24 protein-coding genes and 1 tRNA gene are annotated in these 21,603 nt (G+C 57.7%); 13 read left to right on the plus strand and 12 right to left on the minus strand.

Translation table 11 applies throughout. From position 1 onward, the window contains the following. Positions 1-10 precede the first annotated feature (10 nt). Positions 11-520 (plus strand): gamma-glutamylcyclotransferase family protein, encoded by a 510-nt coding sequence (locus YBN1229_RS02205; protein ID WP_052744686.1) that lies wholly within the window; start codon positions 11-13, stop codon positions 518-520. Between the two features lie 23 nt (positions 521-543). Here YBN1229_RS02205 and YBN1229_RS02210 read toward each other — a convergent pair whose 3' ends face one another. Beyond that, positions 544-1,392, minus strand: a complete 849-nt coding sequence (locus YBN1229_RS02210; RefSeq protein WP_046476276.1) for a LysR family transcriptional regulator — start codon at positions 1,390-1,392, stop codon at positions 544-546. Between the two features lie 183 nt (positions 1,393-1,575). Here YBN1229_RS02210 and YBN1229_RS02215 point away from each other — a divergent pair, with 183 nt between their 5' ends. Both YBN1229_RS02215 and YBN1229_RS02220 read left to right on the plus strand, forming a co-directional pair. Beyond that, positions 1,576-1,863, plus strand: a complete 288-nt coding sequence (locus YBN1229_RS02215) for a hypothetical protein (RefSeq protein ID WP_046479828.1) — start codon at positions 1,576-1,578, stop codon at positions 1,861-1,863. Positions 1,864-1,878: 15 nt separating this feature from the next. Beyond that, positions 1,879-2,220: a hypothetical protein gene (locus tag YBN1229_RS02220; protein ID WP_046476279.1), complete on the plus strand. Its 342-nt coding sequence runs from the start codon at positions 1,879-1,881 to the stop codon at positions 2,218-2,220. 220 nt (positions 2,221-2,440) lie between these two features. On the opposite strand, the gene lipB is transcribed toward YBN1229_RS02220, so the two are convergent. Continuing rightward, complete coding sequence (gene lipB / locus YBN1229_RS02225; RefSeq protein ID WP_046476282.1) at positions 2,441-3,184, minus strand: lipoyl(octanoyl) transferase LipB; 744 nt, start codon at positions 3,182-3,184, stop codon at positions 2,441-2,443. A 256-nt stretch (positions 3,185-3,440) separates the two neighbouring features. On the opposite strand from lipB, the gene YBN1229_RS02230 reads away from it, so the two are divergent. Further along, a tRNA-Leu gene (locus YBN1229_RS02230) sits at positions 3,441-3,525 on the plus strand. 248 nt (positions 3,526-3,773) lie between these two features. On the opposite strand, the gene YBN1229_RS02235 is transcribed toward YBN1229_RS02230, so the two are convergent. After that, positions 3,774-4,694: a LysR substrate-binding domain-containing protein gene (locus YBN1229_RS02235; RefSeq protein WP_046476284.1), complete on the minus strand. Its 921-nt coding sequence runs from the start codon at positions 4,692-4,694 to the stop codon at positions 3,774-3,776. A gap of 122 nt (positions 4,695-4,816) precedes the next feature. On the opposite strand from YBN1229_RS02235, the gene YBN1229_RS02240 reads away from it, so the two are divergent. Both YBN1229_RS02240 and ycaC read left to right on the plus strand, forming a co-directional pair. Then, on the plus strand, positions 4,817-5,695 hold the full coding sequence (locus YBN1229_RS02240; RefSeq protein WP_046476286.1) for a pirin family protein: 879 nt from the start codon (positions 4,817-4,819) through the stop codon (positions 5,693-5,695). Positions 5,696-5,796: 101 nt separating this feature from the next. Then, a complete protein-coding gene (gene ycaC / locus YBN1229_RS02245; protein ID WP_046476288.1) occupies positions 5,797-6,423 on the plus strand; it encodes an isochorismate family cysteine hydrolase YcaC in 627 nt (208 codons plus the stop codon). 282 nt (positions 6,424-6,705) lie between these two features. On the opposite strand, the gene YBN1229_RS02250 is transcribed toward ycaC, so the two are convergent. From YBN1229_RS02250 to YBN1229_RS02260, 3 genes are all read right to left on the minus strand, one after another. Then, positions 6,706-7,434: a 4'-phosphopantetheinyl transferase family protein gene (locus YBN1229_RS02250; RefSeq protein ID WP_046476290.1), complete on the minus strand. Its 729-nt coding sequence runs from the start codon at positions 7,432-7,434 to the stop codon at positions 6,706-6,708. A 57-nt stretch (positions 7,435-7,491) separates the two neighbouring features. Continuing rightward, positions 7,492-8,592 (minus strand): polysaccharide deacetylase family protein, encoded by a 1,101-nt coding sequence (locus YBN1229_RS02255; protein ID WP_052743622.1) that lies wholly within the window; start codon positions 8,590-8,592, stop codon positions 7,492-7,494. 219 nt (positions 8,593-8,811) lie between these two features. After that, complete coding sequence (locus YBN1229_RS02260) at positions 8,812-9,936, minus strand: polysaccharide deacetylase family protein (protein ID WP_052743623.1); 1,125 nt, start codon at positions 9,934-9,936, stop codon at positions 8,812-8,814. A 334-nt stretch (positions 9,937-10,270) separates the two neighbouring features. Between YBN1229_RS02260 and mgtE the strand changes: the two genes are divergently transcribed. Further along, the gene (gene mgtE, locus YBN1229_RS02265; protein WP_046476293.1) at positions 10,271-11,644 is read left to right on the plus strand and encodes a magnesium transporter; all 1,374 of its coding nucleotides are present in this window, start codon (positions 10,271-10,273) and stop codon (positions 11,642-11,644) included. Positions 11,645-11,662: 18 nt separating this feature from the next. On the opposite strand, the gene YBN1229_RS02270 is transcribed toward mgtE, so the two are convergent. From YBN1229_RS02270 to YBN1229_RS02280, 3 genes are all read right to left on the minus strand, one after another. Then, positions 11,663-12,997, minus strand: a complete 1,335-nt coding sequence (locus tag YBN1229_RS02270; protein WP_244464980.1) for a hypothetical protein — start codon at positions 12,995-12,997, stop codon at positions 11,663-11,665. Positions 12,998-13,143: 146 nt separating this feature from the next. Continuing rightward, positions 13,144-13,986, minus strand: a complete 843-nt coding sequence (locus YBN1229_RS19020) for a DUF5655 domain-containing protein (protein ID WP_046476295.1) — start codon at positions 13,984-13,986, stop codon at positions 13,144-13,146. 18 nt (positions 13,987-14,004) lie between these two features. Further along, complete coding sequence (locus YBN1229_RS02280) at positions 14,005-14,490, minus strand: methyltransferase family protein (protein ID WP_046476297.1); 486 nt, start codon at positions 14,488-14,490, stop codon at positions 14,005-14,007. Between the two features lie 141 nt (positions 14,491-14,631). Here YBN1229_RS02280 and YBN1229_RS02285 point away from each other — a divergent pair, with 141 nt between their 5' ends. Both YBN1229_RS02285 and YBN1229_RS02290 read left to right on the plus strand, forming a co-directional pair. Continuing rightward, complete coding sequence (locus YBN1229_RS02285; protein WP_046476300.1) at positions 14,632-14,949, plus strand: SH3 domain-containing protein; 318 nt, start codon at positions 14,632-14,634, stop codon at positions 14,947-14,949. A gap of 46 nt (positions 14,950-14,995) precedes the next feature. After that, positions 14,996-15,799 (plus strand): YdcF family protein, encoded by an 804-nt coding sequence (locus YBN1229_RS02290; protein ID WP_046476303.1) that lies wholly within the window; start codon positions 14,996-14,998, stop codon positions 15,797-15,799. Between the two features lie 29 nt (positions 15,800-15,828). On the opposite strand, the gene YBN1229_RS02295 is transcribed toward YBN1229_RS02290, so the two are convergent. Continuing rightward, positions 15,829-16,257 carry a hypothetical protein gene (locus YBN1229_RS02295; RefSeq protein ID WP_046476307.1) on the minus strand — a complete coding sequence of 143 codons (429 nt, stop codon included), beginning with the start codon at positions 16,255-16,257 and terminating at the stop codon, positions 15,829-15,831. A gap of 148 nt (positions 16,258-16,405) precedes the next feature. Here YBN1229_RS02295 and YBN1229_RS02300 point away from each other — a divergent pair, with 148 nt between their 5' ends. Genes YBN1229_RS02300 through YBN1229_RS02310 form a run of 3 tightly spaced genes read left to right on the plus strand, consistent with a single transcriptional unit; the run spans position 16,406 to position 18,493 of the window. Further along, positions 16,406-16,852: a hypothetical protein gene (locus tag YBN1229_RS02300; protein ID WP_046479832.1), complete on the plus strand. Its 447-nt coding sequence runs from the start codon at positions 16,406-16,408 to the stop codon at positions 16,850-16,852. Between the two features lie 39 nt (positions 16,853-16,891). Beyond that, entirely contained in the window at positions 16,892-17,332 is a 441-nt protein-coding gene (locus tag YBN1229_RS02305; protein ID WP_046476310.1) for a DUF1489 family protein, read from the plus strand. Between the two features lie 51 nt (positions 17,333-17,383). Beyond that, the gene (locus YBN1229_RS02310; protein ID WP_046476314.1) at positions 17,384-18,493 is read left to right on the plus strand and encodes a pyridoxal phosphate-dependent aminotransferase; all 1,110 of its coding nucleotides are present in this window, start codon (positions 17,384-17,386) and stop codon (positions 18,491-18,493) included. A 6-nt stretch (positions 18,494-18,499) separates the two neighbouring features. Here the strand turns inward: YBN1229_RS02310 and YBN1229_RS02315 are convergent, their stop codons facing one another. Continuing rightward, a complete protein-coding gene (locus YBN1229_RS02315; RefSeq protein WP_052743624.1) occupies positions 18,500-19,111 on the minus strand; it encodes a DUF4846 domain-containing protein in 612 nt (203 codons plus the stop codon). A 312-nt stretch (positions 19,112-19,423) separates the two neighbouring features. Between YBN1229_RS02315 and YBN1229_RS02320 the strand changes: the two genes are divergently transcribed. Further along, positions 19,424-21,082: a bifunctional GNAT family N-acetyltransferase/carbon-nitrogen hydrolase family protein gene (locus YBN1229_RS02320; protein ID WP_244466788.1), complete on the plus strand. Its 1,659-nt coding sequence runs from the start codon at positions 19,424-19,426 to the stop codon at positions 21,080-21,082. Here the strand turns inward: YBN1229_RS02320 and YBN1229_RS02325 are convergent. Further along, positions 21,079-21,447, minus strand: coding sequence for a YkgJ family cysteine cluster protein (locus YBN1229_RS02325; protein WP_046476317.1), 369 nt, complete (start codon positions 21,445-21,447; stop codon positions 21,079-21,081). The two genes, YBN1229_RS02320 and YBN1229_RS02325, sit on opposite strands and share 4 nt — an antisense overlap. Between the last annotated feature and the right edge of the window lie 156 nt (positions 21,448-21,603).

Consider the following 21,603-nt stretch of genomic DNA (forward strand, 5'->3'; position numbering starts at 1 on the left):
TCGCGGATAAATGAGTCTCCTCGGGCCGCTCTACTTCGCTTACGGGTCAAACATGTCCCCGCGGCAGATGGCGCGACGTTGCCCTGGTGCACGTCCGGTCGGTATGGCGACGCTGGATAACTGGCGGTTTCAGATTACGACCCGTGGGGCGGCGAACATCATGCCCGCTCACGACAACCGCGTTTACGGCGTGTTGTGGCGTGTTGAACCTTGGCATCTCCATTTGCTCGACCAATGGGAGGGCGTTGCGCACGGACACTACCTCCGCAAGCGTGTGCGCGTGCGGCTCGCCAGCGGGGTTGAGCGTTCCTCGTTCACCTACGCCAGCACACACCGAGCAGATGGTGTCCCGAAGCCAGCCTACATGGAAAGTGCCATTCTTGTCGGCGCACGTGCGTTCGGATTTCCTGATGAGGTGATTGCCGAACTTGAATCGTGGCGCTCCCTAAGGAGCATTGGTGCGGCGCGTCGCATCTATGTCGGCCGACGTATCCGGCGACGCGGACTGCGCAAAACTTAGGCAAAAGCCAACGTTACAAGACGTTAGGAGAGGCGCGCTGCCGCTTTACGCAGGCCAGCGAGGATGGGCTCGTAAGCTTCCTCATCTCGTGCTTCCGGATATACCATGTAGACAGGGTAAACGAATTTGCGTGCGCGGCTCGGTTGTCTGAGACGGCCACTCGAGAGGTGCCGTGCCACAAGCCGTCGCGGGAAGTAGCCGGTTGCCGGATTGGTGAGGATGTAGTTGATCCCGGCCGATCCGATGTCAAGGTGAAGGCCAGCGGTGGTGAGCTCGGGGTATGCCGCGGCATGATCCTGTTGGAAATCGCTTCCCCAATCGATGAAGAGATAATCGCTTGAGCTGCGCCGAGTACGTACCGGCGTGGAGGTCACAAGTACGATCTCTTCGTCGAACAGATGTTCGATCAGAAGGCCGGGTGGTTGGATCGGACGATACATGATCGCGAGGTCCAACGTGCCTTCAACGAGTCGCTGCGTGAGGAGTTGAGCACGTCCAGCGCTTGCTGAAACCGCAATATCGGGCATCGATTGGCGTAACCAAGATACCCATTTCAACAGAAAACTATCCCAGAAACTCATTGGCGCGCCGAATGCGAGATGGTCTCGATGTTGCGACGACATGCCGATTTCAAGCTGCGCATGTTGCCAAACTCGAACGAGCGCGAGCGCGTGTTTGCGAAACTGTTCTCCAGCGACTGTGAGATCGGCGCCTGTATGTGAGCGGGAAAAAAGTGGTTGTCCTAGAAGGTCTTCCAGGCTTTTGATGCGAGCGGAAACCGTGGACTGAGTGACGTTCATATTGCGCGCAGCATCGATGAAACTGCCGGTCTCAGCGACGGTGAGAAAGGTGCGTGCGAGTGTGACGTCCATGGTAAATATTGATACGCAGTAACTTCTCCTCAGGCATACCTATCGGAATTTCCGATAGCCGCAACCGGAATTTTCCGTTTGAGGGTACGGACGTTTGTAACCACAGTGAAAACCGTTGTGGCGAAAACGGGAGTGGTTGGAGCCTATTCGAGTCGCTCCCCTCAAGTCTAAGGAACCTGAGAGATGAAAACAAAGACCGTCAAGAAGGCTGCTGCGAAGAAGCCCGCAGCCAAGAAGACTGCCGTCAAGAAGGCAGTTGCGAAGAAGGTGCCCGTTAAGAAGAAGGCCGCTGCTGCTAAGAAGGCCGTTGCTGCTAAGAAGCCTGCAGCCAAGAAGACGGCGGCCAAGAAGCCGGCTGCTAAAAAGGTTGCTGTGAAGAAGGTCGCTGTGAAGAAGAAGGCCGCTGCGAAGAAGCCTGCGGCGAAGAAGCCGGCCGCTAAGAAGGCTGCTGCGAAGAAGTCGGCAGCGTAAACGGGGTCTCGCATTATGGTGTGGATGGCGCGTTTTGCTGGAGCCATCGCATTGATGATGGCTGGTTTGCCAAGCGTTGGGGCTCTTGCTTCCAGCGTTACAAACAATGATGCCGAAGATCGCCAGATCACCATTATCGAGGACAACCAACAAAACCAAATCTCGCTGAAGCCCGGGGAACGGATCGATGGGGTCTGTTTGAAGGGGTGTATTCTTCGGCTCGAAGGTGTGGAAGACGGTCAGTACATTCTGGTCGAGGGCACCGAGATCGTGTCGATTGAAGATTCGGTTTTGTTTTACGACGGTGCTGAGAAGCGCCGTAATGAAGATGGGGAAAGTGAACCCCCAACCAAATGACGTTTTGTATCCGCTAGGCTTTCGTCGTCGATAGATGATGCGTCATGGCGGTTTGCGGCGGACAGGCCCTTCTCTCGTTCGCTCCACTAGGGTGGACGTTCTCTGTCCGTATTGCGCGACGTTCCCTGCATTTGAACGCCGTGCAGCTCATTTGTTGTCCGAGTAGACCTCCGGGCCTACTTGCTGAACATATCATTCTGGTACCGCCTTCGCTTGCAGCTTAAGTCGCAGCGAGGGCGGCACCGGTTTCCCTAGATACTGAATTGGCAAACGGATCGGCGGTTTCGCGCACGCTGTGAAAGCGTGCCTGGAATTTCGTGCGCAATGCGGCATCCACGTCGGCCATGCTCGCGTTAACGTTCAAGTCCGAGAAGCTCGTGACGCCGTGCTCGCGGATGCCACAGGGGACGATGCCAGAGAAGTGCGTGAGGTCGGGGTTCACGTTGATCGCGAGGCCGTGGAAGCTGACCCAGCGGCGAAGGCGGACGCCTATCGCGGCGATCTTGTCTTCTACGTTGTCTCCCTTGTCCGGCCGTTTGACCCACGCACCGACGCGATCTTTTCGGGTTTCTCCCTTCACACCGAAGCTATCGAGAGTGTCGATGGTCCATGTCTCAAGGAAGGTTACGAACGACCTGACGTCCCCAAAATGCCGTCGCACATCGAGCATGACATAGACGACCCGCTGACCAGGTCCGTGATAGGTGTACTGGCCGCCACGGCCTGTTGTGTGGACGGGAAACCTCGCAGGTTCCAGCAAGTCCTGCGGCTGGGCGCTTGTGCCTGCGGTATAGAGGGGCGGGTGCTCGCAGAGCCAGATAAGCTCGCGGGCCGTGCCAGCACGGATCTCAGCTGCGCGTTGTTCCATGAAAGCGACCGCGCGTGGGTAGTCGATTGGAGCACTGCTTACGGCCCATTCGATAGCTGGGATTGGTTCCTTGTCGGAGATTTGGGTAATGGGCATGCGTTAGACTTTCTGGGAGTGGTGGGGCTTCGGAGTGTCCTCTCCATCAGGCACAACTGCGTTTGTTTGCGGTAGATGTGGTGAGCGGCTGTCTGCCGCACCAGCAATTTTGGCGGCGAACGCCCTTCTCTGTGTCGCAAGGACTTGCGCTAATGCAGGGTATCTGTTAGCAGCATCAGCCTCGATGGTCACGTTTGTGGGCCGTCGGTGGATGTGCGCTACAACGCAAAGTTTTGGCGTTGTTGGGCATCCTGATGCGGTCGTGGCGGAATTGGTAGACGCGCTACCTTGAGGTGGTAGTGGGTAACTCCGTGGAGGTTCGAGTCCTCTCGACCGCACCATTTCTTACTTGCCATATTACATCGCCTGCAAAGCCCTGAACGGTGGCCTGGAAGAGCGTCTTTGCGCTTGCTACCCATGTGCTTTCTATCGAGGGGTACGGGTGCATGCGCCTCCCCAGTTCTCTGCGATGAAAGTTCCAACGGCCGACATCAGGTTATGACAGGGGCCGGATAAGCTAGGCGGTATGTGGCATGCTTTTCGAAGCCAAGCACCGCCTCGGGCAACCGCTAACGGCAACGAATGACCCCTAGCTGTTTTTTTGCTGAGCCTTGCAGACACATTCGTACTCGGCCGCCAGGAAGTCGATGAAGCTGCGCACGGAGGGCAGCAGGCCACGCCGCGACGGGAATACGGCGTGCACAATTCCACCTCGCGGCATCCATCCCGGCATGACATCGACGAGCCTGTCCGATGCAATATGCGTGTCGACCACCATGGTCGGCAGCTTGACGACGCCAACACCTTCCAGGGCAGCATGAAGCAACTGCGCCATGTCGTCGGTGACGAGACGTGGCTTATGCGTGACGCGCACCGATGCGCCGTCGGCGCCATGTAGCTCCCAAACGTGCTTTGGCAGCATCGGCCCAAGGTCGAGGCTCGGCTGGGCGCTAAGATCAGTCGGTACCAGCGGCAGCGAAAATCCTCTCATCAGCTCAGGACTGGCCACTATGCGTTGCGGGCTCTCGCCGAGGTTTCGCATGACGAGATCGGAGGGCTCGAGCGGAGGAAAGCGCACACGCAATGCGATATCGATGCCCTCACCGATCACATCCACGCGGCGCGATGTAGATTCCAGCTCGATGGCAACGCGCGGGTTTGCCGCCATGTAGCGGGCGATCATCGGGCCAACTTCGAAGCAGACGAGGGCAGGAGGCGCGCTGACGCGGATCAGCCCTTGTGGCCCTGAACGCGAGCGCTCGATCGCCTCCTGGGCGGCTTCCGCCTCGACCAGCATGGCGACGCAATGCCGGTAATACTCCTGGCCGATCTCGGTGACGGTGAGCTTGCGGGTGGAGCGCTGCAGAAGACGTACGCCGAGACGCTGCTCGAGCTCCATGATGCGGCGGCTGAGCTTGGACCTGGGTATTCCGAGCGCACGGGCTGCGCTGGCGTAGCCGCTATGGTCCACCACCTGGACGAAGTAATAGAGGTCGTTGAGGTCCTGCATAAGTCACTGTCCTAAATTTAGGACAGACCGGTCAAGATCCGACGACTTCTCTTCTGACTGTTCCCAAGTATCTTCCTTTCAAACAGGTCAAACCTTTGCTTACCCCTGAAAGGAGGCAGACCATGCGGCAGATCCTCGGAATTTACAGCGCCCCGCGCCAGCATTGGGTCGGCGACGGCTTCCCCGTCCGGTCCATGCTCTCGCATGGTGCGCAAGGCACCCACATCAGCCCATTCATCCTGCTCGACTACGCAGGGCCAACGACGTTTGCGCCAACCACCGAGCGGCGCGGCGTCGGCCAGCACCCGCATAAGGGCTTTGAGACGGTCACAATCGTCTATGAGGGCGAAGTCGAGCACCGCGACTCCACAGGTGCGGGCGGGGTCATCGGTCCCGGCGACGTGCAGTGGATGACGGCAGCTTCGGGCATCCTACACGAGGAGTACCATTCGCCGGCCTTTGCGAAGAAGGGCGGCAACTTCGAGATGGTACAGCTCTGGGTAAACCTGCCGGCCAAGAACAAGACGGCAAAGCCTGGATACCAGAATCTCCTCGATGCCGACATTCCGGTGGTCGATCTGCCGAACGACGCCGGCAAGCTGAGAGTCATCGCGGGCAACTTCGCTAACGCGAAGGGTCCGGCGCGCACGTTCACACCAATCAACATCTGGGATGTGCGTCTCGCCCGCGACAAGACGGTGACGCTCGATGTCCCCGAGGGTCACACGCTTTCCGTCCTCGTGCTTTCCGGCATTGTGGAGGTCGATGGCCGCGAAATCGTGCGCGAAGCGCAGACGGTGATCCTTGGTCGCGATGGTGGCGGCATTACTATCGAAGCAAACGGTGACGCCAAGCTGTTGGTACTCACCGGCGAGCCGATCAAAGAGCCCGTGGCCGCACAGGGCCCGTTCGTCATGAACACGGTCGGCGAGATCAAGCAAGCTATGCTCGATTTCCAGAGCGGCAAGTTCGGCGAGATCCGCAACGCCGAGACGGCATGACCGAGGCGGCTCCGGCTTGATGGCCGGAGCCGCTATTTTACGGCGCCGGTCGCGGCCCCGAACGCCAACCATCCCCCCCTAAGTCCAAGGAAACGCCCATCATGACCAAGCCCTATATTCGCCTCGACAAGAGCAACGCCGCCGTACTGATGGTCGATCATCAGGCCGGGCTGCTCTCGCTCGTGCGTGACATCGAGCCTGACAAGTTCAAGAACAATGTGCTGGCGCTCGCTGACGTCGCCGCCTACTTCAAGCTGCCGACTATCCTGACGACAAGCTTCGAGGACGGCCCTAACGGCGCGTTAGTGCCGGAGCTCAAGGAGAAGTTTCCGAAGGCCCCGTTCATCCCACGTCCCGGCCAGATCAATGCCTGGGACAACGAGGACTTCGTTAAGGAGGTGAAGGCGACGGGCAAGAACCAGCTGATCATCGCCGGCGTGGTGACGGAAGTGTGCGTTGCGTTTCCGGCCTTGTCGGCGCTTGAGGAAGGCTACGAGGTGTTCGTCGTCACCGACGCCTCGGGCACCTTCAACGAGATCACACGCCACTCGGCTTGGGACCGCATGTCAGCGGCCGGTGCGCAGCTCATGACTTGGTTCGGCGTCGCCTGCGAGTTGCATCGCGACTGGCGCAACGATGTCGAGGGGCTTGGCACGTTGTTCTCGAACCACATTCCTGATTACCGTAACCTCATCACGACCTATACCGCGGTGAAAGAGAGTAAATAGACCGGGAGAGCACCGCTGCTAAACTCTGGGTAACGGCACTATCGAGTGTCATCGGCCTACAAGCAGTATGTCTGCTTGTAGGCCGTCGCAGACGATCCTGCGGTCTTCGTGGAGCCAATTCGGTGAGGCGGCGGTCACCGGCGCGTTGCCGAACGTCGGCGAGACATGGTTGCGTGAACGGCGACACCCATCGGCCTGCACTACCATCGCGCTAGAGCTTGGCGTTGATCGTTTCAGAGCAGTGGTCGGTCATATCAGACAGGTTGTCGTCCTTATTGTTCGCTAGCGGCTGACAGCTTGTTGTTCAGTTATGATCCGCAGACGTGGGGCGGGGGCGCCATTTGTTTTTAGGGCGATGGCGCCGGCAAAGCCAGGAGCCGGGGCTAAGTCGATGAAAGCCCATTTATCCGGAGCCTCTGCGTCATCAGCCATCCAGGTCAGGCCAGCGGGTTCGTTTTCCCGGAATGTTACACTGAAGCTTTTCAAGGGCTGACGCATTCCTTCGCCGAGCGCCTTGATAAACGCTTCCTTTCGCGTCCAGCAGCGAAAGAAAGCATCCTGCCAAGCATCTTCTTCCAACTCGGCTAATCCTGCGATCTCAGGCGCTGAGAAATAGCGTTCAGGTAAGTTGGGACGGACCGCGCGCACGCGCTCGATATCGACACCAACGTCGAACTGCGTTGAGACAGCGATAGCTGCGAGGTGTCTAGAGTGGCTAAGATTGAACGAGATTGATGCGGGATCCCTCAAGTACGGCTTGCCATGCTCTCCGTAGCGAAATTGGATTTGCTGGGGCGAGATTGACGCGTAGCCGCTTAGGATTTCGCGTAGGCGGCCACGGCTGACGACATAGCGATGGCGATCCTGCGGATCGAGGAACCGCGCGCTTCGCTCAAGCTCTTCGGTCGAAAGGTGGGCTGCGAGTTGTGAATGCTCGTTTTGATCAGGGATGTCGCGGGAGAACAGCCAAAGATCAATGAAGCTATCGTCCGCTTGGTGAGCGCTGGGCATTTTGTGTGGCTCTGTCTCATGCCGTACGGAGAGTAACCCGGCGGTGCCGTGGTTCCGTCATGGCGCGACGTTCCGATAAAGCGGATTGCGATCCGGTCGGTTTACGAGCCCCGGCGTTGTGGATTGAGTTGTGGCATTCTTCGCGGGCTTGGGGCGTTCGGTGGATAGCGCACGCACGGGCGTGCTTTGCGGGACCGTTCCTGGTGTGATGACCGTGATGGGAGGCCCTTGGTAAGGCGGTTCAGGCAGTGGTTCGTCTCCGTTTGTTTCACGGAGCGCAGCGACGGCTCCATAAAACGACATAAGGCGCGGGTGGCGGTTTGTTTCGGATAAATTGCCGGATACTTTTGCCGCGAACTTCGAGGTGTTCAGGGAGGCCATTTCGAGTGGATGCCGGGGCCGCATGTGAACGACCTTAAAGCCGCGCTTTTTTAGTCCGGCCATGATATCCGGAAGTGCCTTGGCAGTTGACGCCTTGATGTCGTGGAAGAGGATAATACCGCCATTGGAATGTTCCACGCGACGTAGCGTAACCTCGACTAGCTCCTTCCAGTTTTTGATGAAGCTATCGTCGGAAACAACATCGACGGTAAAGCTCGCTATGCCGCGTTTTTGCAGATATTCGAGCAGCGGTTTGGAATCGCGCAGTCCGGTAAAGCGGAAGAAGGGGGCAATGTCGCGTCCGGCTGCTGTGGCGATCGCGGCAAACCCATCTTCGATCTCGGCGTGCGCCTTTTCCGCCTTCAAACGCGGCAGATTGAAGGGATGGGACCACGTGTGGGCACCGACCGTGTGTCCCTGCTCCAGCACGTCCCGAACAATGTCAGGATAGGCGACGGCCATCTTGCCGACCGAGAAAAATGTCGCGAGCGTGCAGTGGTCGGCCAACGTCTTCAATATCGAAGGGGTGACCCATGGGCTTGGGCCATCGTCAAACGTCAGGACGACTTCCTTAGGTTTGAGGAACTTCGCTTCTTTAGGTTGCTTAGAGATCGCCCCAAATAGCGGGCCGGTGCTTGTGTCGATCTCGACGATACGCTCCACACCGATAGCGTCTGGATTGTTCTCGCAGGTATTCGCGCGCGCCTGTGAAGTCAGTGCGGGGAGCACCGCCAGGCCGGCATATAGTGCGTACAAATGGCATCTTAGCAAACGCATGAAAGTCTCGGTCGTCGGAATGCTATGGCGCTCATGCCACGCTGGCCGATTGGCTTCGCGTTCACAAGCTCGATGATTGCGACAAAGCCGTGGCCGTTCAAGCTAATGGGCACAGCCCTTTAGATCGATTGGACGGACCGAACCAGTTTACAATGAAACGTTAGAGACTTGTTTAAATCCAATATTCACGCCTGTGTTACAGGGCCTCAAATAGAGAAATTATTGAGCAAACACGCGGTCTTGCCATGATGGCTCGGGGGTGGATGAGTCGATGTTACGAGAGGTTTTACGTTCGTTTGTTTGTGATGAAGGTTCTTCATAGATCGTTTGGGTGGCTTCCGGCTCATCCTTGATCTTGAATCCTGGCGGAACGTCCCCTCGTTGCTCGGGAAGAGGTGCGTTCAACGGATGTCGCGGCGTTATCACCAGAGGTTCAACGGCCGGCATATCGTCACCTGTGGAGATCGGCCAGACGACTGAACGCTGTGAGAGAGGACGCGAAGCTGCCGATTTCGCGTATTTGCCTAGCTCTTTGGCTGCCAGTTCATCGTATTTGGGAAGGGTTTCAATCGGAGCTTTCGGCACGATGTGGACGACTTTGTAGCCACGCTCTTTCAGTTGGTCGAGAAGGTCAGAGATGCCACCACCGGTTGAACGTTGAATGTCGTGGAAGAGCAGGATGCCTTTCCCCTGCTTTTCAAGCCCTGCCATTATCCGGCTGACAACCGTCTGACCCGAGCGTGTTCGGTAATCATGCGAATCAACGTCGATCGAGAAAATTCCCTGATGGCGTGATTGCAGATGATCAATCATGCGGCGTGGGTCGCTCAGGTACGGGAAACGGAAGAATGGTGCGACCGGCTTGCCAAGAGCCGCTGAGACAGCACTGACGCCGAGTTCGACTTCCTTTTCTCCGCTGGAGAGACTTAGAGCGCCAAGGTTCCGATGGGACCACGTATGCGTCCCAACCGTATGTCCGCGCCGATCTATCTCCTTGACCATGGCTGGGTCATGGACAGCCATACGGCCGACCATGAAGAACGTCGCTTTGGTGCAGTGTGCTTCAAGCGCGTTCAAAACCTTCAAAGTATATCGACGCAGGGGGCCATCGTCGAAGGTCAAGACGACCTCTCCGGGCTTTAGGAAGTCGATATCCTTGTACTGCATGTTGCCGAAACGGCCTGCGGTGCTGGTATCGATCTCGACAATCCGAGAAACACCGAGGGCATGGGGCCGGTCGGCGCAAGCGGGGGCTCGTTCAGCTTTGCTCAGCTCAGCTATTGCACTGGGTGCCGACACCGCCGCTGCGAACAGGCACAACGTGGCGATCATGATCGAACGCATGGATATTCGTCCTCCATCCCCCTGCTCGTCTCTCATCGTCGATGACAGGCGATTGCAGGTGCCGCCGCCACCATAAAACTCCTGCCGCCGAGTCGCCACAGGGCGTCAGCGTCGCAGTTCCAACTCATGCATAGCGTGAGATGATGATCTGAAACGGTAATTTACTGAATCCAGGAAACTCGGTAGAGCGCAGAGAGATTGTGAGTGTTGCAGTGCGGCATCATGGTGCCCTCAGCGTGCGGTTGTGTTATGCGCCAGCCACACTTCTCGATCTCACCATAAAACTTCTGACGTAACACACGTGCATGCCTCAGGCGGTAAAGCGGAGCGGATCATGGACGAGAGCGAAACTGTTGCCGCCGCACCGAAGGCGGATCCCATCGCGGATTTTGTCGATAAATTATCGGCAGCCCTCGATGCGGGAGATACAGAACAAGTCAAAGTCTTGGCATCGGGCCTTCGGACTCCCGACTTGGCCGACGTCATTGAGTTGCTCGCTGACGATGAGCGTGTGCAACTTATCGAGACCCTGGGCAACGACCTTGATTATGAGGTTTTCTCACAGCTCGACGAGGCCGTGCGTGACCAACTTTCCGAAGCGCTTCCGAACACGCTGTTGGCTAAGGCCGTTACAGAACTCGATACAGACGACGCAGCCTATCTGATTGAATCGCTTGAGGAGAGCGATCGGCAGGAAATTTTCGATCAGCTGTCCTTTGACGACCGATCCGCTCTTGAACGCAACTTCGAATATGAGGAAGAGACCGCCGGGCGCTTGATGCAGTCCGATTTCGTGGCGGTCGCCCCGTTCTGGAGTGTAGGTCGGGTCATCGACTATATGCGTGAAACCGACGATCTGCCCGACACATTTTCGGAGATCTTCGTCGTCGATCCGGCATTTCGCGTTCTTGGGTCCGTGGAGCTCTCCCGTCTGTTGCGAACGAAGCGCCAGGTGTTGGTCGAAGAAATCATGAATCCCGACCGGCATGTCGTACTGGCTACAGAAGATCAGGAGGAGGTTGCGCGCCAGTTCGCCCGCTACGACCTTATGTCGGCTCCTGTCATTGACGAGAATGAACGGCTGGTCGGTGTTGTGACCATCGACGACGTCGTTGACGTTATCCAGGAAGAGGCTGAAGATGACATGCACGCGCTGGGTGGCGTCGGCGATGAATCGATCGCGGACAGTGTGCTATCTACCGTGCGTTCGCGGATACCCTGGCTGATGGTCAATCTTGGTACCGCGATGTTGTCGCCTTTGGTCATTCAGAATTTCGACGCCACGATTGAGCAGATGGTGGCGCTGGCGGTGATGATGCCGGTCGTCTCAGCAATGGGCGGCAACGCTGGCACCCAAACGATGACGGTTACAGTTCGGGCATTGGCGACCAACAAACTTGGGCGTGTTAATGCGCCCAGAGTTATCACCCGTGAAGCTTTGGTCGGGGTGGTTAACGGTCTCGTGCTGTCTTCGATTATGGCGTTGGTTGCGTTTCTTTGGTTTGGGTCCGGCCTTTTGGGCGGAGTGATCGCAGCGGCAATGATCGTAAATCTGTTGGTTGCGGCTCTTGCGGGCATACTTATCCCGCTTACTTTGAGCTGGCTGAAATTCGATCCCGCACCGTCTTCGGGCGTTTTCGTGACGACCTTGACCGACGTCGTCGGCTTTTTCGCGTTTCTCGGGCTTGCCTCGTTGTGGCTATCCTGAAGAAGGTTCCTTCTTCGCTCAGCTCGTCGGTGAATCCAGCTTACGCGTCAGGTTTTCAAATTCGCGGCGGAGTTCCTCGTTCTTGAAGATCTGGTCGAATGTGGGGGCTTCCAGCTTCTGGATGGCTTCGAAGGATGCCGCCGAGTCGCGCATCAATGAGCGCAATTGGAAGCTTGCTTCGACGGTCTCGAAGGTATTGTCCGCGATCCTGAGGTCGTGTGTTGCCCGACTTCGGGCGCGCGCGATCTGTTCGCGCTGCTGTTGGAGGTAGCTTCTGTAAGCGGTTGCTGCCTCCTCAGCGATACGTTGGCTTTCCCTGTTTGCGCGCAGCGCGCGTTCCTGGTCGGGCCGATTGTCGGCCTTCATAAGTTCGCGCGTTTTTCGCTTGGCCGCTGCGATGTCTTTAATGATGGCGTCTAGCTTCGGCATATAAGTGTTGTCGATGCGGTCGATCGTTGAATCCTGTGCGTGAACGAGCATGGCGAACAATGCGGCGTGCATTGCGAAATATTTGCGCGCGGCGTTCATGTTGTCGCCGGAGGCGGTGAGCATTTTCGCCAACTGGCCGTCGATGATCTTGGCCGCGTTGAAGATTGCCACGAGACGCACGAGGTCGCCCGAGAGGACGCTGTCGAGCAGCAGGTCAATCTGATCCTCACCGAGTTCGATGCCGGAAGCCTTCAGGGCTTGGTGGATCTCTACTTTTGCCGCAGTGATCTCGGCTTTGTTCTTTTCGATGCGGGCTTCGGTGGTTTTTATTTCATCGGCCAGGCTGTCCACGGTTTCGCTCAAGACGCCGGGCAGGACGCCATCCTTAGGTGCGGTCAGCTGCCTTTCCTTGAGGGAAACGATCCGGTCCTCCAGTTCGGCGATGTTCCGCCGAAGCTGCTCGACGCGTTTTTGCACGTCGACCACCGGGACATCCGTTACGATCGCGAGCGCTGAATCCATAAGGTTGCGAATTTGCCGTTCGCGGTCCTCGCGTGTTTCTGTCCAAAGCGGAGGGACAATAAATTCGTCTTTTCCCGGAAGCTTGCGGGCGTCGGAGCGTTGTTCGGCCGTGTCGCGCAGGATGGAATCGATGGCGCGCATGAGATCGCGCGCCTGCTGGAAGCTTTTGTCGTTCTCTCTTGGATCTGGGACCGGTTCCGGATTCTGGCTGGCGCTGTTCTGAGCGAGTTCGGCGTCCTTTTTCCCTTTCGGGGGATTATCGCGCGCGATCAGTTCGGCGATGCCGTCGCGCGATGCTGCTTGTGCCATGGCGGTGTTCGGGCATGGGAATAGTGCGACCGCCAGCATCGCTAGGATGGGCGTTGCAAAAGTGGGCCTTGGTGCGCGGATGCTTCGTGCCATGGTGTGACCTCCAACCTAGCAAACACAAGGCCCCAAAAATTCTGGCAATTAGATGGTTATTGCGCAGACGGATCACAATCACCGGGGTGAAACGAAAGAAAAAATAGCGAGGCGGCGGTTGGCTGTGATGTTGATCGCAATGGAATTTAACGATTTACGCTAGCGTTTGCTGAGCGTAGCAGATCCAACAATCCTGAATCTATTTGGCGCGCATCTGTGAGGACAAGCATGTGCGTAATGGATTTCGGCGGACCAGGAGAGAGATTTGAAAATTTCGCCCTGACGACATTGCGCTCAAAAGGCGCTTCGGCGAGTGCTAATCCAAGCTTTATGTCCTTGGCGCTGGGAACCAAGATTGCGAACGTTTCTGGTGCGCCGCAGGAAATGTGGTTGCCGGTAACTTGAATGGATGCGTCCGGTAACGCCTCCCTCAGGGTGCGTAAGACGAAACTGGCAAGTGGCGCGTAGGCCTTCGCCTTTCCAATCAGTGCCGTTATGTCGGAAATCGGGTTCAGCGAACCTGCGGGAGCGGGGGCTTGCGGCGGTGGTGTGGGGCGAGGTGCGCTGGGTGTCGGCACCGGTGGTTCGGTTGGCGTTGGTGCCATCTCGGTTTGGGCCGGTTTTGATGCCGCCGTGTAGACGAGCACCGGACGGAATGGGGCTTTCGGTGCAGGCGTCTTTGGCTTGTCCGCTTTGGGCGGCGGCGGTGCGGTCGTGGCAGGGGCGTCTGAAGTTGACCTTGGCGGTGCAGTCAGGCTCGGCGGGGTTGCATCGAGATAGATGGGGCGCCCTCCGTTGTGATGGATGCGCTCAAGCCAAGACGCCCAGGAAAAGATGAAGCCCTGCTGCCGGAGCCAGTCGATGATCTCGTTGCGATGGGCCAGGTCGGCTTCGCGAATGGCGTGCATCCATTCGGCCAAGTCACGCCCGGTGTCGGCTTTGAGATATTCGAGGAACTCGCGTTCCTTATCTTCGTAGTCAGTACTCATGCATGCGGCTCGAGTGTTTCAAATCCAGCGGCGGGCTTTTGCCATGTACTCACGATACGCTGGCCCAAAGCGAGCCAGGAGATGACGTTCTTCGGGTAAAATGGCCAGCCACGTTATGAGCACGGCAAAGACCAGAGCAACTACCACGAACCAGATGTTCTTGGTTAGCTCCGCCAATCCAAACAGGATCATGACTTCGCCCAGATAGATTGGATTGCGAAAGTACGCGAATGGTCCGTCCGTCACGAGTGCCGAGGTCTGTTTGTGTGGCAGAACGGTTGTCCCGTGCTTGTGCAGGGTGTGGGCTGCCCAAATGGTCAAAGCCATGCCTACCGCGCCGATGGATAGGCCGACGGCACGTGCAGGCCAGTCATCCAGTCCCGGCCAACCCAACGGGACGAATTTTTCCATGAGGTATCCGCCAAGCAATGCGCCGATCAACAGGATCGGCGGCCAAGGGATCGACGATGGCCTATCGGCTGATGGCTGCGCGTTGTCTGACATTGTGCGAATGCCCTTTCAAGGTCGTATGTGGTGACGACACTACGCTAGTGGCGAGGTGTGTGCCATCAGACGACATCGTTTCGCCGGGTTTAGCGCGATAACCCCGATAGCTGACAAAGCATAGGCGAGAGAGGTGGTCTCATGTTTTTAAGTTTGCGGTTGAGCGTCGCGGCATTAGCGCTGTGCGGGTTTGCCGGGACTGCGACAGCAGAGACGCATGCGCGTCCGGAGCATGGGTGTTTCAAGGTGCTCGCGGATTCTCTGAATCTGCGCCGCACAGCATTCTCAACTGGTGAGGTTATCGGGGTCGCTCACCGTGACGATATCCTTGTTAAGCGGAAACGCTGGTGCACATGGCGCGGTTTCTGGTGCGGTGTGACGACGGAAGATGGCCTGGAAGGCTACGTCGATAAGAAGTTCATTGAGATGACCCCTTGTCCTGCACGGTTGTCACAGTAGGTTGCCACTGGGCTATCTACTCTGGCCCCGTTAGCTCGGTCGCGGCATGTTCTACTACGCCTCCAAGGTGTTCTGGCTCTTCGCGCAGCCCTCATCCTTGTTTGTTATCCTTATCGCGGTCGGGCTTTGTCTGATTGCTTTCACTTGGCGGCGACGGCTTGGTTTGTGGCTCGCGGGCCTCGGGCTCGCAGCCCTTGTTGCGGCAGGCTTTCTCCCTGTCGGGAACTATCTTGTCCTGCCGCTTGAAGAGCGCTTTGCCGGCCAGAGTCTGCCGTCTCCCGGCGCAGAGGTTGCGGGGATCATCATTCTTGGCGGTTTCGAGGACGGTTGGGTAAGCGCTGGTCGCGGCGGGCTTGCGCTCAACGAGGCGGCGGAGCGCCTGACGGAAGGCGTGCGCCTTGCCAAAAGATGGCCAACGGCGCGCGTTGTTTTTAGCGGAGGAGTTGCAGGCCTTCTTGCTGGCGGAGAAGGGGCGGCCGGCCCTGTAGGAACATTCCTGAAGGACGTCGGAATTGAAGATCAGCGAATTGTTCTGGAACCGGATGCGCGGAACACGTGGCAGAATGCCCTCAACACGCGGGAATTAGTCAGACCTTCTCAGAGTGAGACGTGGGTGCTTGTGACGTCGGCGTACCATATGCCGCGCAGCATTGGCGTTTTTCGTCAGGCAGGCTTTGATGTGATCGCTGCACCCGTGGATTTCAGAACGCGTGATCGGCGTGACCTTTGGCGTCTCTTCGAAACCATTCCCGCAGGATTGCAGCGGCTCGATCTGGCGACGCGTGAGTGGATCGGGCTTGTTGCTTATTGGCTGAGCGGCCGCTCAAGCGCGCTTCTGCCCGCACCGTAGGGGCACACCTGCCTTGCTGCTGCCACGCGTTACTTAGCTTTTGGCTGTTGTGGCTTGGGCGTGTGCTTGACGTCGCGTGCGCTCAGTTCGGCTTGAAGATCGAATGTCGGGCATTTCAATTTGGCGAGGCGGGCGTTGAACGCCTCCAGTTTGCGGACGTCGCGTTGATACTGTGCGTCGGGATCGAGCCCTCTTTGGGTTCCGCCGAAGAGCGGCACAGTTATCCCCTGAATTCCCCGTGCGATTTGCGAGCCCTGGGCGCGGTCGGGATAATCGCGGATCTGCAGAATGAGCAGCTGCATCCGGCCATTTATTTTCCGGCAGCCGTAGGCCGCCTCTTCCTTCGTCAAGATGTTTTTGCTGGCGGGGTCGGCAGTGGCGGGAGACAGCTGTGTGCCGCATATGAGAACAGGCGAAAAGATGAGAGCCAGTGGACGGAAGATACGAGTGCGCAGCATTTTTCTGCTCTGATTTGTTGCGGTCATTCTATACAAGCCACAATAAACGGCCAGTTGTGAGGCAACCTGCAAATTTGTGATCGCCGGGCGTGTCGCGCGCTTGTGGGGTATTGTAGAGTTGGCGTGGGAAATGCTGAAAGGGCACTTCATGAGCAAGGTAGCGCAGTTTTTGTCGGCCTTCGTGGTCGGCTTGATGTTTTTTGGTGCGGTGGCGGCGGCGCAGTCTGATGATGTGTGGCCGAAGAATTTTACGTGTAAGTTCGATGCCGGCACACGTGGAAGCTTTGAGGCGGGCAAGTTTACGTCGGCGACGGCATCGCCGCTTTCATTCGAGATCACAGATGTTGATCTTGATGCCCAGAATGCGCATTTGCGCACTTCAGGCAGCGAAGCATCTGGAACCCTAAGGATCGTGCGGGCTATCAATGCAAATCATTTTCTAGAGGTGGTTCCGGAGGGCTTTCTCAACCTGACAACCATCTACGATGACAAGAACCATGATGGAGAGCACCCGGCTGTGCATTCCCGTCACTTGGGGGTTCTCGGTCAGCCTTTGTTCTCGCAGTATACAGGAATCTGTCGCGCAAAGGATTGAGGGGGCCGCAAAAGGCTCAATACGATCAAGGTTCAGGGAATGGCGCTTCATCTCGTAAAACTCTGTGTCGGTGCCGCCTCGATTGAGGATTTGGTAGCTTGGCAGAGCGGGCGGATGGCAGAGATGGCCGCTGCGGGTGAAACGCCTCGGATATTTCATACAACATTCCAGACGCCCAAGCGGGGAGACGAACTGCTCGACGGTGGTTCGCTCTATTGGGTGATCAAGGGGCTTATACAGGCGCGGCAAAAACTGATTGCTCTGGAAGAGGGTGCGAAGGCTGACGGCTCCAGATGCTGTCATCTCATTCTGGATCAGCAGATCGTACCCGTGCGCCCGGTTCCGCGCCGGGCTTTTCAGGGCTGGAGGTATTTGTCGGCGGCTGATGCACCAGTCGATTTGTCGGGTGCCGAAGGCGCTGGAGCAGCGGAGATGTCTGCCAAAATGCGGCGTGAACTTGCGGAACTATGTCTCATCTAGCTTAAGTGATACGTAGCGGCGTCATATTCAGACAACGCGAGCCTACCACGTATGCCGACCTATCCTTTCCTCACTGATCTTGTGCGTGCGCTCCCCGCGACTGTCCCCTTTGTCGGACCGGAGGCCTTGCAACGGATGCGCGGCCGTCCATTCCGAGCGCGCCTTGGGGCCAATGAAAGCGTGTTCGGCCCCTCGCCAAAGTCGATAGCGGCGATGGAAGCTGCTGCCGCGAGTGCCTTCATGTATGGCGACCCGGAGAACTTTGAATTGCGGGCGGCGATCGCCAAGCATCACGGCGTGAGCATAGAGAATGTCGCGGTCGGCGAAGGGATCGACGGGCTCTTGGGGCTTGCCGTGAAGGTGGCGGTTGCGCCGGGTGAGGTGGTCGTCACTTCGGATGGCGCCTACCCAACCTTCAACTATCATGTTGCGGTTGGCGGTGGGCGCTTGGTGAAGGTGCCGTTTCGAGACGACAAGGAAGATCTTGGCGCGGTGCTGGATGCCGGACGAGCTGAGAACGCCAAGATCCTTTACGTTTCAAATCCCAACAATCCGATGGGCTCCTGGTGGTCGGCGTTTGAAATTGAGGGCATGATTTCGGCTCTGCCTCCGACCGTACTCTTCTGTCTTGACGAAGCGTATTGCGATACCGCGCCGCCTGCTGCCGTGCCAGACATTGATATTTCGAACCCACGGGTTCTGCGTTTCCGCACATTTTCAAAGGCCTATGGGCTCGCCGGGGCCCGTGTCGGTTATGCGCTGGGTGAGGCCGGTTTGATTTCCATATTCGACAAGATCCGCAATCACTACGGCATGTCGCGTTCGGGACAGATTGGTGCGCTGGCAGCTCTTGCGGACCAGGATTACCTGGCCGAGACCGTTGGGCGGATTGCAGCGGGCCGCGACCGGCTCGCGCAGATTGCCAGGGAGAATGGGCTCGCGCCTTTGCCTTCTGCAACGAATTTCGTGACGATGGACTGTGGTCGCGATGGGACCTACGCCACGCGCGTTCTCGACGAAATCATAGCCCGCGATGTTTTTGTGCGGATGCCCGGCGTGGCGCCGCTCAATAGGTGCATTCGCGTGACGGTGGGCACACCTGACGATCTCGACGTGTTTGCGGAGGTCTTGCCGGAGGCTCTGCGCGCGGCCCAGGGGTGAACTGGCTCAGGGCCAACGGTGCAAGCTCCCTTCCGGGAAGGTCCACTCCGGGGTTTTGAGTGGGCCTTTGACGTTCGCTGTGTACCAAGGGGATGAGGTGTCCGCTGGATTAACCAGCACATGCATATCCTGGGCCGGCATATAGCTTTGGATCAGCAGGAAACGCTTCTCTCCGGTTGCTTCGTTCTCGACCATGTCTGCGACAAGCACGGCATGGCCGGGAAAGCCGCCTTTGATGAAGACGTCGCCGACGTCGATCTCAGAGCGCGGCACGGCTTTGAGTTCGCGCTCAAGCGAATAGGTTCCTGCGTAGGCGAAGACTTGAATCATGTAGCGCCGAAAGGATGCGTAGCTCGAGTCCGCCTTTGCTTTGCGCCGCCAGGACTTGCCGCTTTCAGATGGCCGTTCGCCTTTGGCCCAGCGACTAAAGGGAACACGACCGCCACCTGTGTAGTTAAATGCAATGTCCCCCTTTTGTCCGGTGGCCCAAAGCCATTCGGCACGCAGACGCATAATCGCATCCGCGCATTGCTGAAGGTCGCGCTTTCCGACATCGATGTCGATAACGGCCGCGTGCACGTCCTGGCGCCATTTGTGTGCGCCCGTATAGAGCAGCACAGGGCTTCCAAGGAGTTTTCAGGAAGCGGGACGCGGCGAAAACCTGGCGGTGGAGCAATGCGCTGCTGAAGCGTCTCCGTGACCTCGTTGGTTGGCCAGGGGTGCGCCGTGTCAGCATGAGCCTGTGCCAGCCCATTTGCCATAACGGCAAAGAGAAGACCGGCAAGAGTGAACGAAATGCGCGGTATGCGGTTCATTCCGTGAGGAAGACGCGAACAAACCGGCATGATAATGGCGGGGGCACACGTGACTCTTGGGTTCCGCGGCTCGCGCAGTGAACTTTATGTATTTGCTGAAGGTGGAGAACATAGTTTGGCGAGAAAAGCACCTACATCGGATGACGTTGAGCGTGCCGTCGCTGCAAAGCCGAAATTGATCGTGCGGCGGGCAAAAACTGACGATGTGCCTCAGATCGTCGAATTGGGGCGCCGTGTTTATGCGCCGGACCCGTCACTGACGGCACGGATGGTCAAGGGGCAGATCAACAACTTCCCCGAGGGGCAGTTCGTTGCCGAGTATGATGGGCGGATTGTCGGTCACTGTGCGACGTTCATCATCTCAGCGGATGTCGGGCTCAAGCCACATACCTGGCGCGAGATAACGGGCAATGGCTACGCGTCACGCCACGATGCCGATGGTGACTATCTTTATGGGATGGAGATCAGTGTCGATCCGGAATTTCGCCGGTTGCGGATTGGCCGGAGGCTCTACGCCGCTCGTCAGAATTTGTGCGAGGAATGGCGTCTAAAGGGCATCATTTTCGGTGGCAGAATGCCTGGCTATGGGCGTCGCCGCCGCCAATACCCCGATCCACACGACTATGTGGAGGCGGTGCGCAACCGGGAGATCCGTGACACGACCATAGGCTTCCAGATCGCCAACGGCTTTGAAGTGATTGGTGTGCTGGAAGACTACGATCCTGAGGACGTGCAGTCGGCGGGCTATGCAACGCACATGGTTTGGCGCAATCCGCGGTATCCGGATGAGCCAGAGGGCAAGGGGCAAAGTGACCGGCTGGCGCCCAGCGAAACTGTGCGGGTTGCGACAGTGCAATTGCAGATGCGCGGGTTGATTGATCGCGAGGAATTTAAAAAGCAGATCGAGTATTTCGTGGACGTCGCCGCGGATTATCGAGCTGATTTTGTCGTGTTTCCCGAAAATGTGACGCTGCAGCTACTGTCGTTAGAGCCTAAGCCGTTACAGCCCAAAGAAGGTGTTGAGCGCATTGCCGACTACACCGATTGGTTTCTTGAGTTCATGAGCGCGTTTGCGGTCAGTTACAACGTCAATATCATTGGTGGAACGCACCCGATCGTCGACAGCGACGGCGAGATCCGCAACGTTTGTTATGTGTTTCTGCGAGATGGTTCGGTTCATCAACGCGACAAGATTCATCCGACGCCAAGTGAAAGCTACTGGTGGAATATCCGCGGCGGAAACCGGGCGGAGGTCATCAACAGCGACTGTGGGCCGATCGGGATCATGATTTGTTATGACAGTGAATTTCCCGAGGTTGCCCGGCATCTTGCCGATCAGGGTGCGATGATCCTGTTCGTGCCGTTCTGTACTGATGAGCGGCGCGCCTATCTCAGGGTCCGCTATTGTTGCCATGCCCGCGCGATCGAGAACCAATGCTACGTGGTGATGTCGGGCGTGGTCGGCAATCTGCCGAATGTCGAGAACATGGACATTCATTACGCCGAAAGCTGCATCCTAACGCCGTGTGATTTTGCGTTTGCCCGCGATGGCATTGCAGCCGATACCGCTGCCAACACGGAAACGATTGCATTTGCGGATCTGTCGATTTCGGATCTGCGCGCGGCCCGAAGCGCCGGCACGGTGCGAAATTTGCAAAACCGGCGGTTCGATCTTTATCGCGTCGCGTGGACAGACGGCGATCGGCGGCGTGCGCCAAAGAGGGGCCGGCAGGAGAAGGTATCAGGGCCTCCCGTTACTCCTCCAAAGCCCTAGCTGTGATCGGTTAGGGCGACGAATTCCGGGTCGTCCTGAGCGCGACGTTCGAACTGCAAGAAGTCGTAGTAGCCGCAGCGCTTGGTATTGGGGTAGTCCCGGCATACCTTGGGGCGTGCTTTGTAGACGGTGCAACACCGCGCCTTGGTGTCGAAGAACTGGCAGATCTTGCCGTAATGGACGTCCTTCTTGCGGCGCATCGCGTACTTGCGGCCGTATGCCTCCTCCGTGAACGCCTTGCGCGCTTCCTCAAAGGTCAAGCCATGGTGCTTGCCGAGGCGTACGACGTCACGTTTTTCAAGTGCGATGAGGGGGTACGAGCAACAATAGCCAGGACATTTGCGGCAATCGTATTGATTGGACATGCGGGGTATCGGACCAAAATCTTGAACGCTTTGGGTAGCTCGACGGGTGTTTCCGGTCCTCAACAGCGGTGCCGGGGGCGCGCCGAGTTCTAAGGTATTGGCATAACTTATGTAGGGGTGACGTTAAAGCGGAGGTTTTGGTCCTTCGTGCCGGGA

The sequence above is a fragment of the Candidatus Filomicrobium marinum genome (assembly GCF_000981545.1).
Classification (GTDB): domain Bacteria; phylum Pseudomonadota; class Alphaproteobacteria; order Rhizobiales; family Hyphomicrobiaceae; genus Filomicrobium; species Filomicrobium insigne.

Bases quoted from the DNA above. Each gene is read 5' to 3' on its own strand.
- YBN1229_RS02290 (WP_046476303.1), top strand. From the start codon at position 14,996: ATGTTCTACTACGCCTCCAAGGTGTTCTGGCTCTTCGCGCAGCCCTCA.
- YBN1229_RS02310 (WP_046476314.1), top strand. From the start codon at position 17,384: ATGCCGACCTATCCTTTCCTCACTGATCTTGTGCGTGCGCTCCCCGCG.
- YBN1229_RS02280 (WP_046476297.1), bottom strand. From the start codon at position 14,490: ATGTCAGACAACGCGCAGCCATCAGCCGATAGGCCATCGTCGATCCCT.
- mgtE (WP_046476293.1), top strand. From the start codon at position 10,271: ATGGACGAGAGCGAAACTGTTGCCGCCGCACCGAAGGCGGATCCCATC.
- YBN1229_RS02240 (WP_046476286.1), top strand. From the start codon at position 4,817: ATGCGGCAGATCCTCGGAATTTACAGCGCCCCGCGCCAGCATTGGGTC.
- YBN1229_RS02270 (WP_244464980.1), bottom strand. From the start codon at position 12,997: ATGGCACGAAGCATCCGCGCACCAAGGCCCACTTTTGCAACGCCCATC.
- YBN1229_RS02295 (WP_046476307.1), bottom strand. From the start codon at position 16,257: ATGCTGCGCACTCGTATCTTCCGTCCACTGGCTCTCATCTTTTCGCCT.
- YBN1229_RS02285 (WP_046476300.1), top strand. From the start codon at position 14,632: ATGTTTTTAAGTTTGCGGTTGAGCGTCGCGGCATTAGCGCTGTGCGGG.
- YBN1229_RS02300 (WP_046479832.1), top strand. From the start codon at position 16,406: ATGAGCAAGGTAGCGCAGTTTTTGTCGGCCTTCGTGGTCGGCTTGATG.
- YBN1229_RS02325 (WP_046476317.1), bottom strand. From the start codon at position 21,447: ATGTCCAATCAATACGATTGCCGCAAATGTCCTGGCTATTGTTGCTCG.
- YBN1229_RS02260 (WP_052743623.1), bottom strand. From the start codon at position 9,936: ATGCGTTCGATCATGATCGCCACGTTGTGCCTGTTCGCAGCGGCGGTG.
- lipB (WP_046476282.1), bottom strand. From the start codon at position 3,184: ATGCCCATTACCCAAATCTCCGACAAGGAACCAATCCCAGCTATCGAA.
- YBN1229_RS02255 (WP_052743622.1), bottom strand. From the start codon at position 8,592: ATGCGTTTGCTAAGATGCCATTTGTACGCACTATATGCCGGCCTGGCG.
- YBN1229_RS02250 (WP_046476290.1), bottom strand. From the start codon at position 7,434: ATGCCCAGCGCTCACCAAGCGGACGATAGCTTCATTGATCTTTGGCTG.
- YBN1229_RS19020 (WP_046476295.1), bottom strand. From the start codon at position 13,986: ATGAGTACTGACTACGAAGATAAGGAACGCGAGTTCCTCGAATATCTC.
- YBN1229_RS02205 (WP_052744686.1), top strand. From the start codon at position 11: ATGAGTCTCCTCGGGCCGCTCTACTTCGCTTACGGGTCAAACATGTCC.
- YBN1229_RS02210 (WP_046476276.1), bottom strand. From the start codon at position 1,392: ATGGACGTCACACTCGCACGCACCTTTCTCACCGTCGCTGAGACCGGC.
- YBN1229_RS02305 (WP_046476310.1), top strand. From the start codon at position 16,892: ATGGCGCTTCATCTCGTAAAACTCTGTGTCGGTGCCGCCTCGATTGAG.
- YBN1229_RS02235 (WP_046476284.1), bottom strand. From the start codon at position 4,694: ATGCAGGACCTCAACGACCTCTATTACTTCGTCCAGGTGGTGGACCAT.
- YBN1229_RS02215 (WP_046479828.1), top strand. From the start codon at position 1,576: ATGAAAACAAAGACCGTCAAGAAGGCTGCTGCGAAGAAGCCCGCAGCC.
- ycaC (WP_046476288.1), top strand. From the start codon at position 5,797: ATGACCAAGCCCTATATTCGCCTCGACAAGAGCAACGCCGCCGTACTG.
- YBN1229_RS02220 (WP_046476279.1), top strand. From the start codon at position 1,879: ATGGTGTGGATGGCGCGTTTTGCTGGAGCCATCGCATTGATGATGGCT.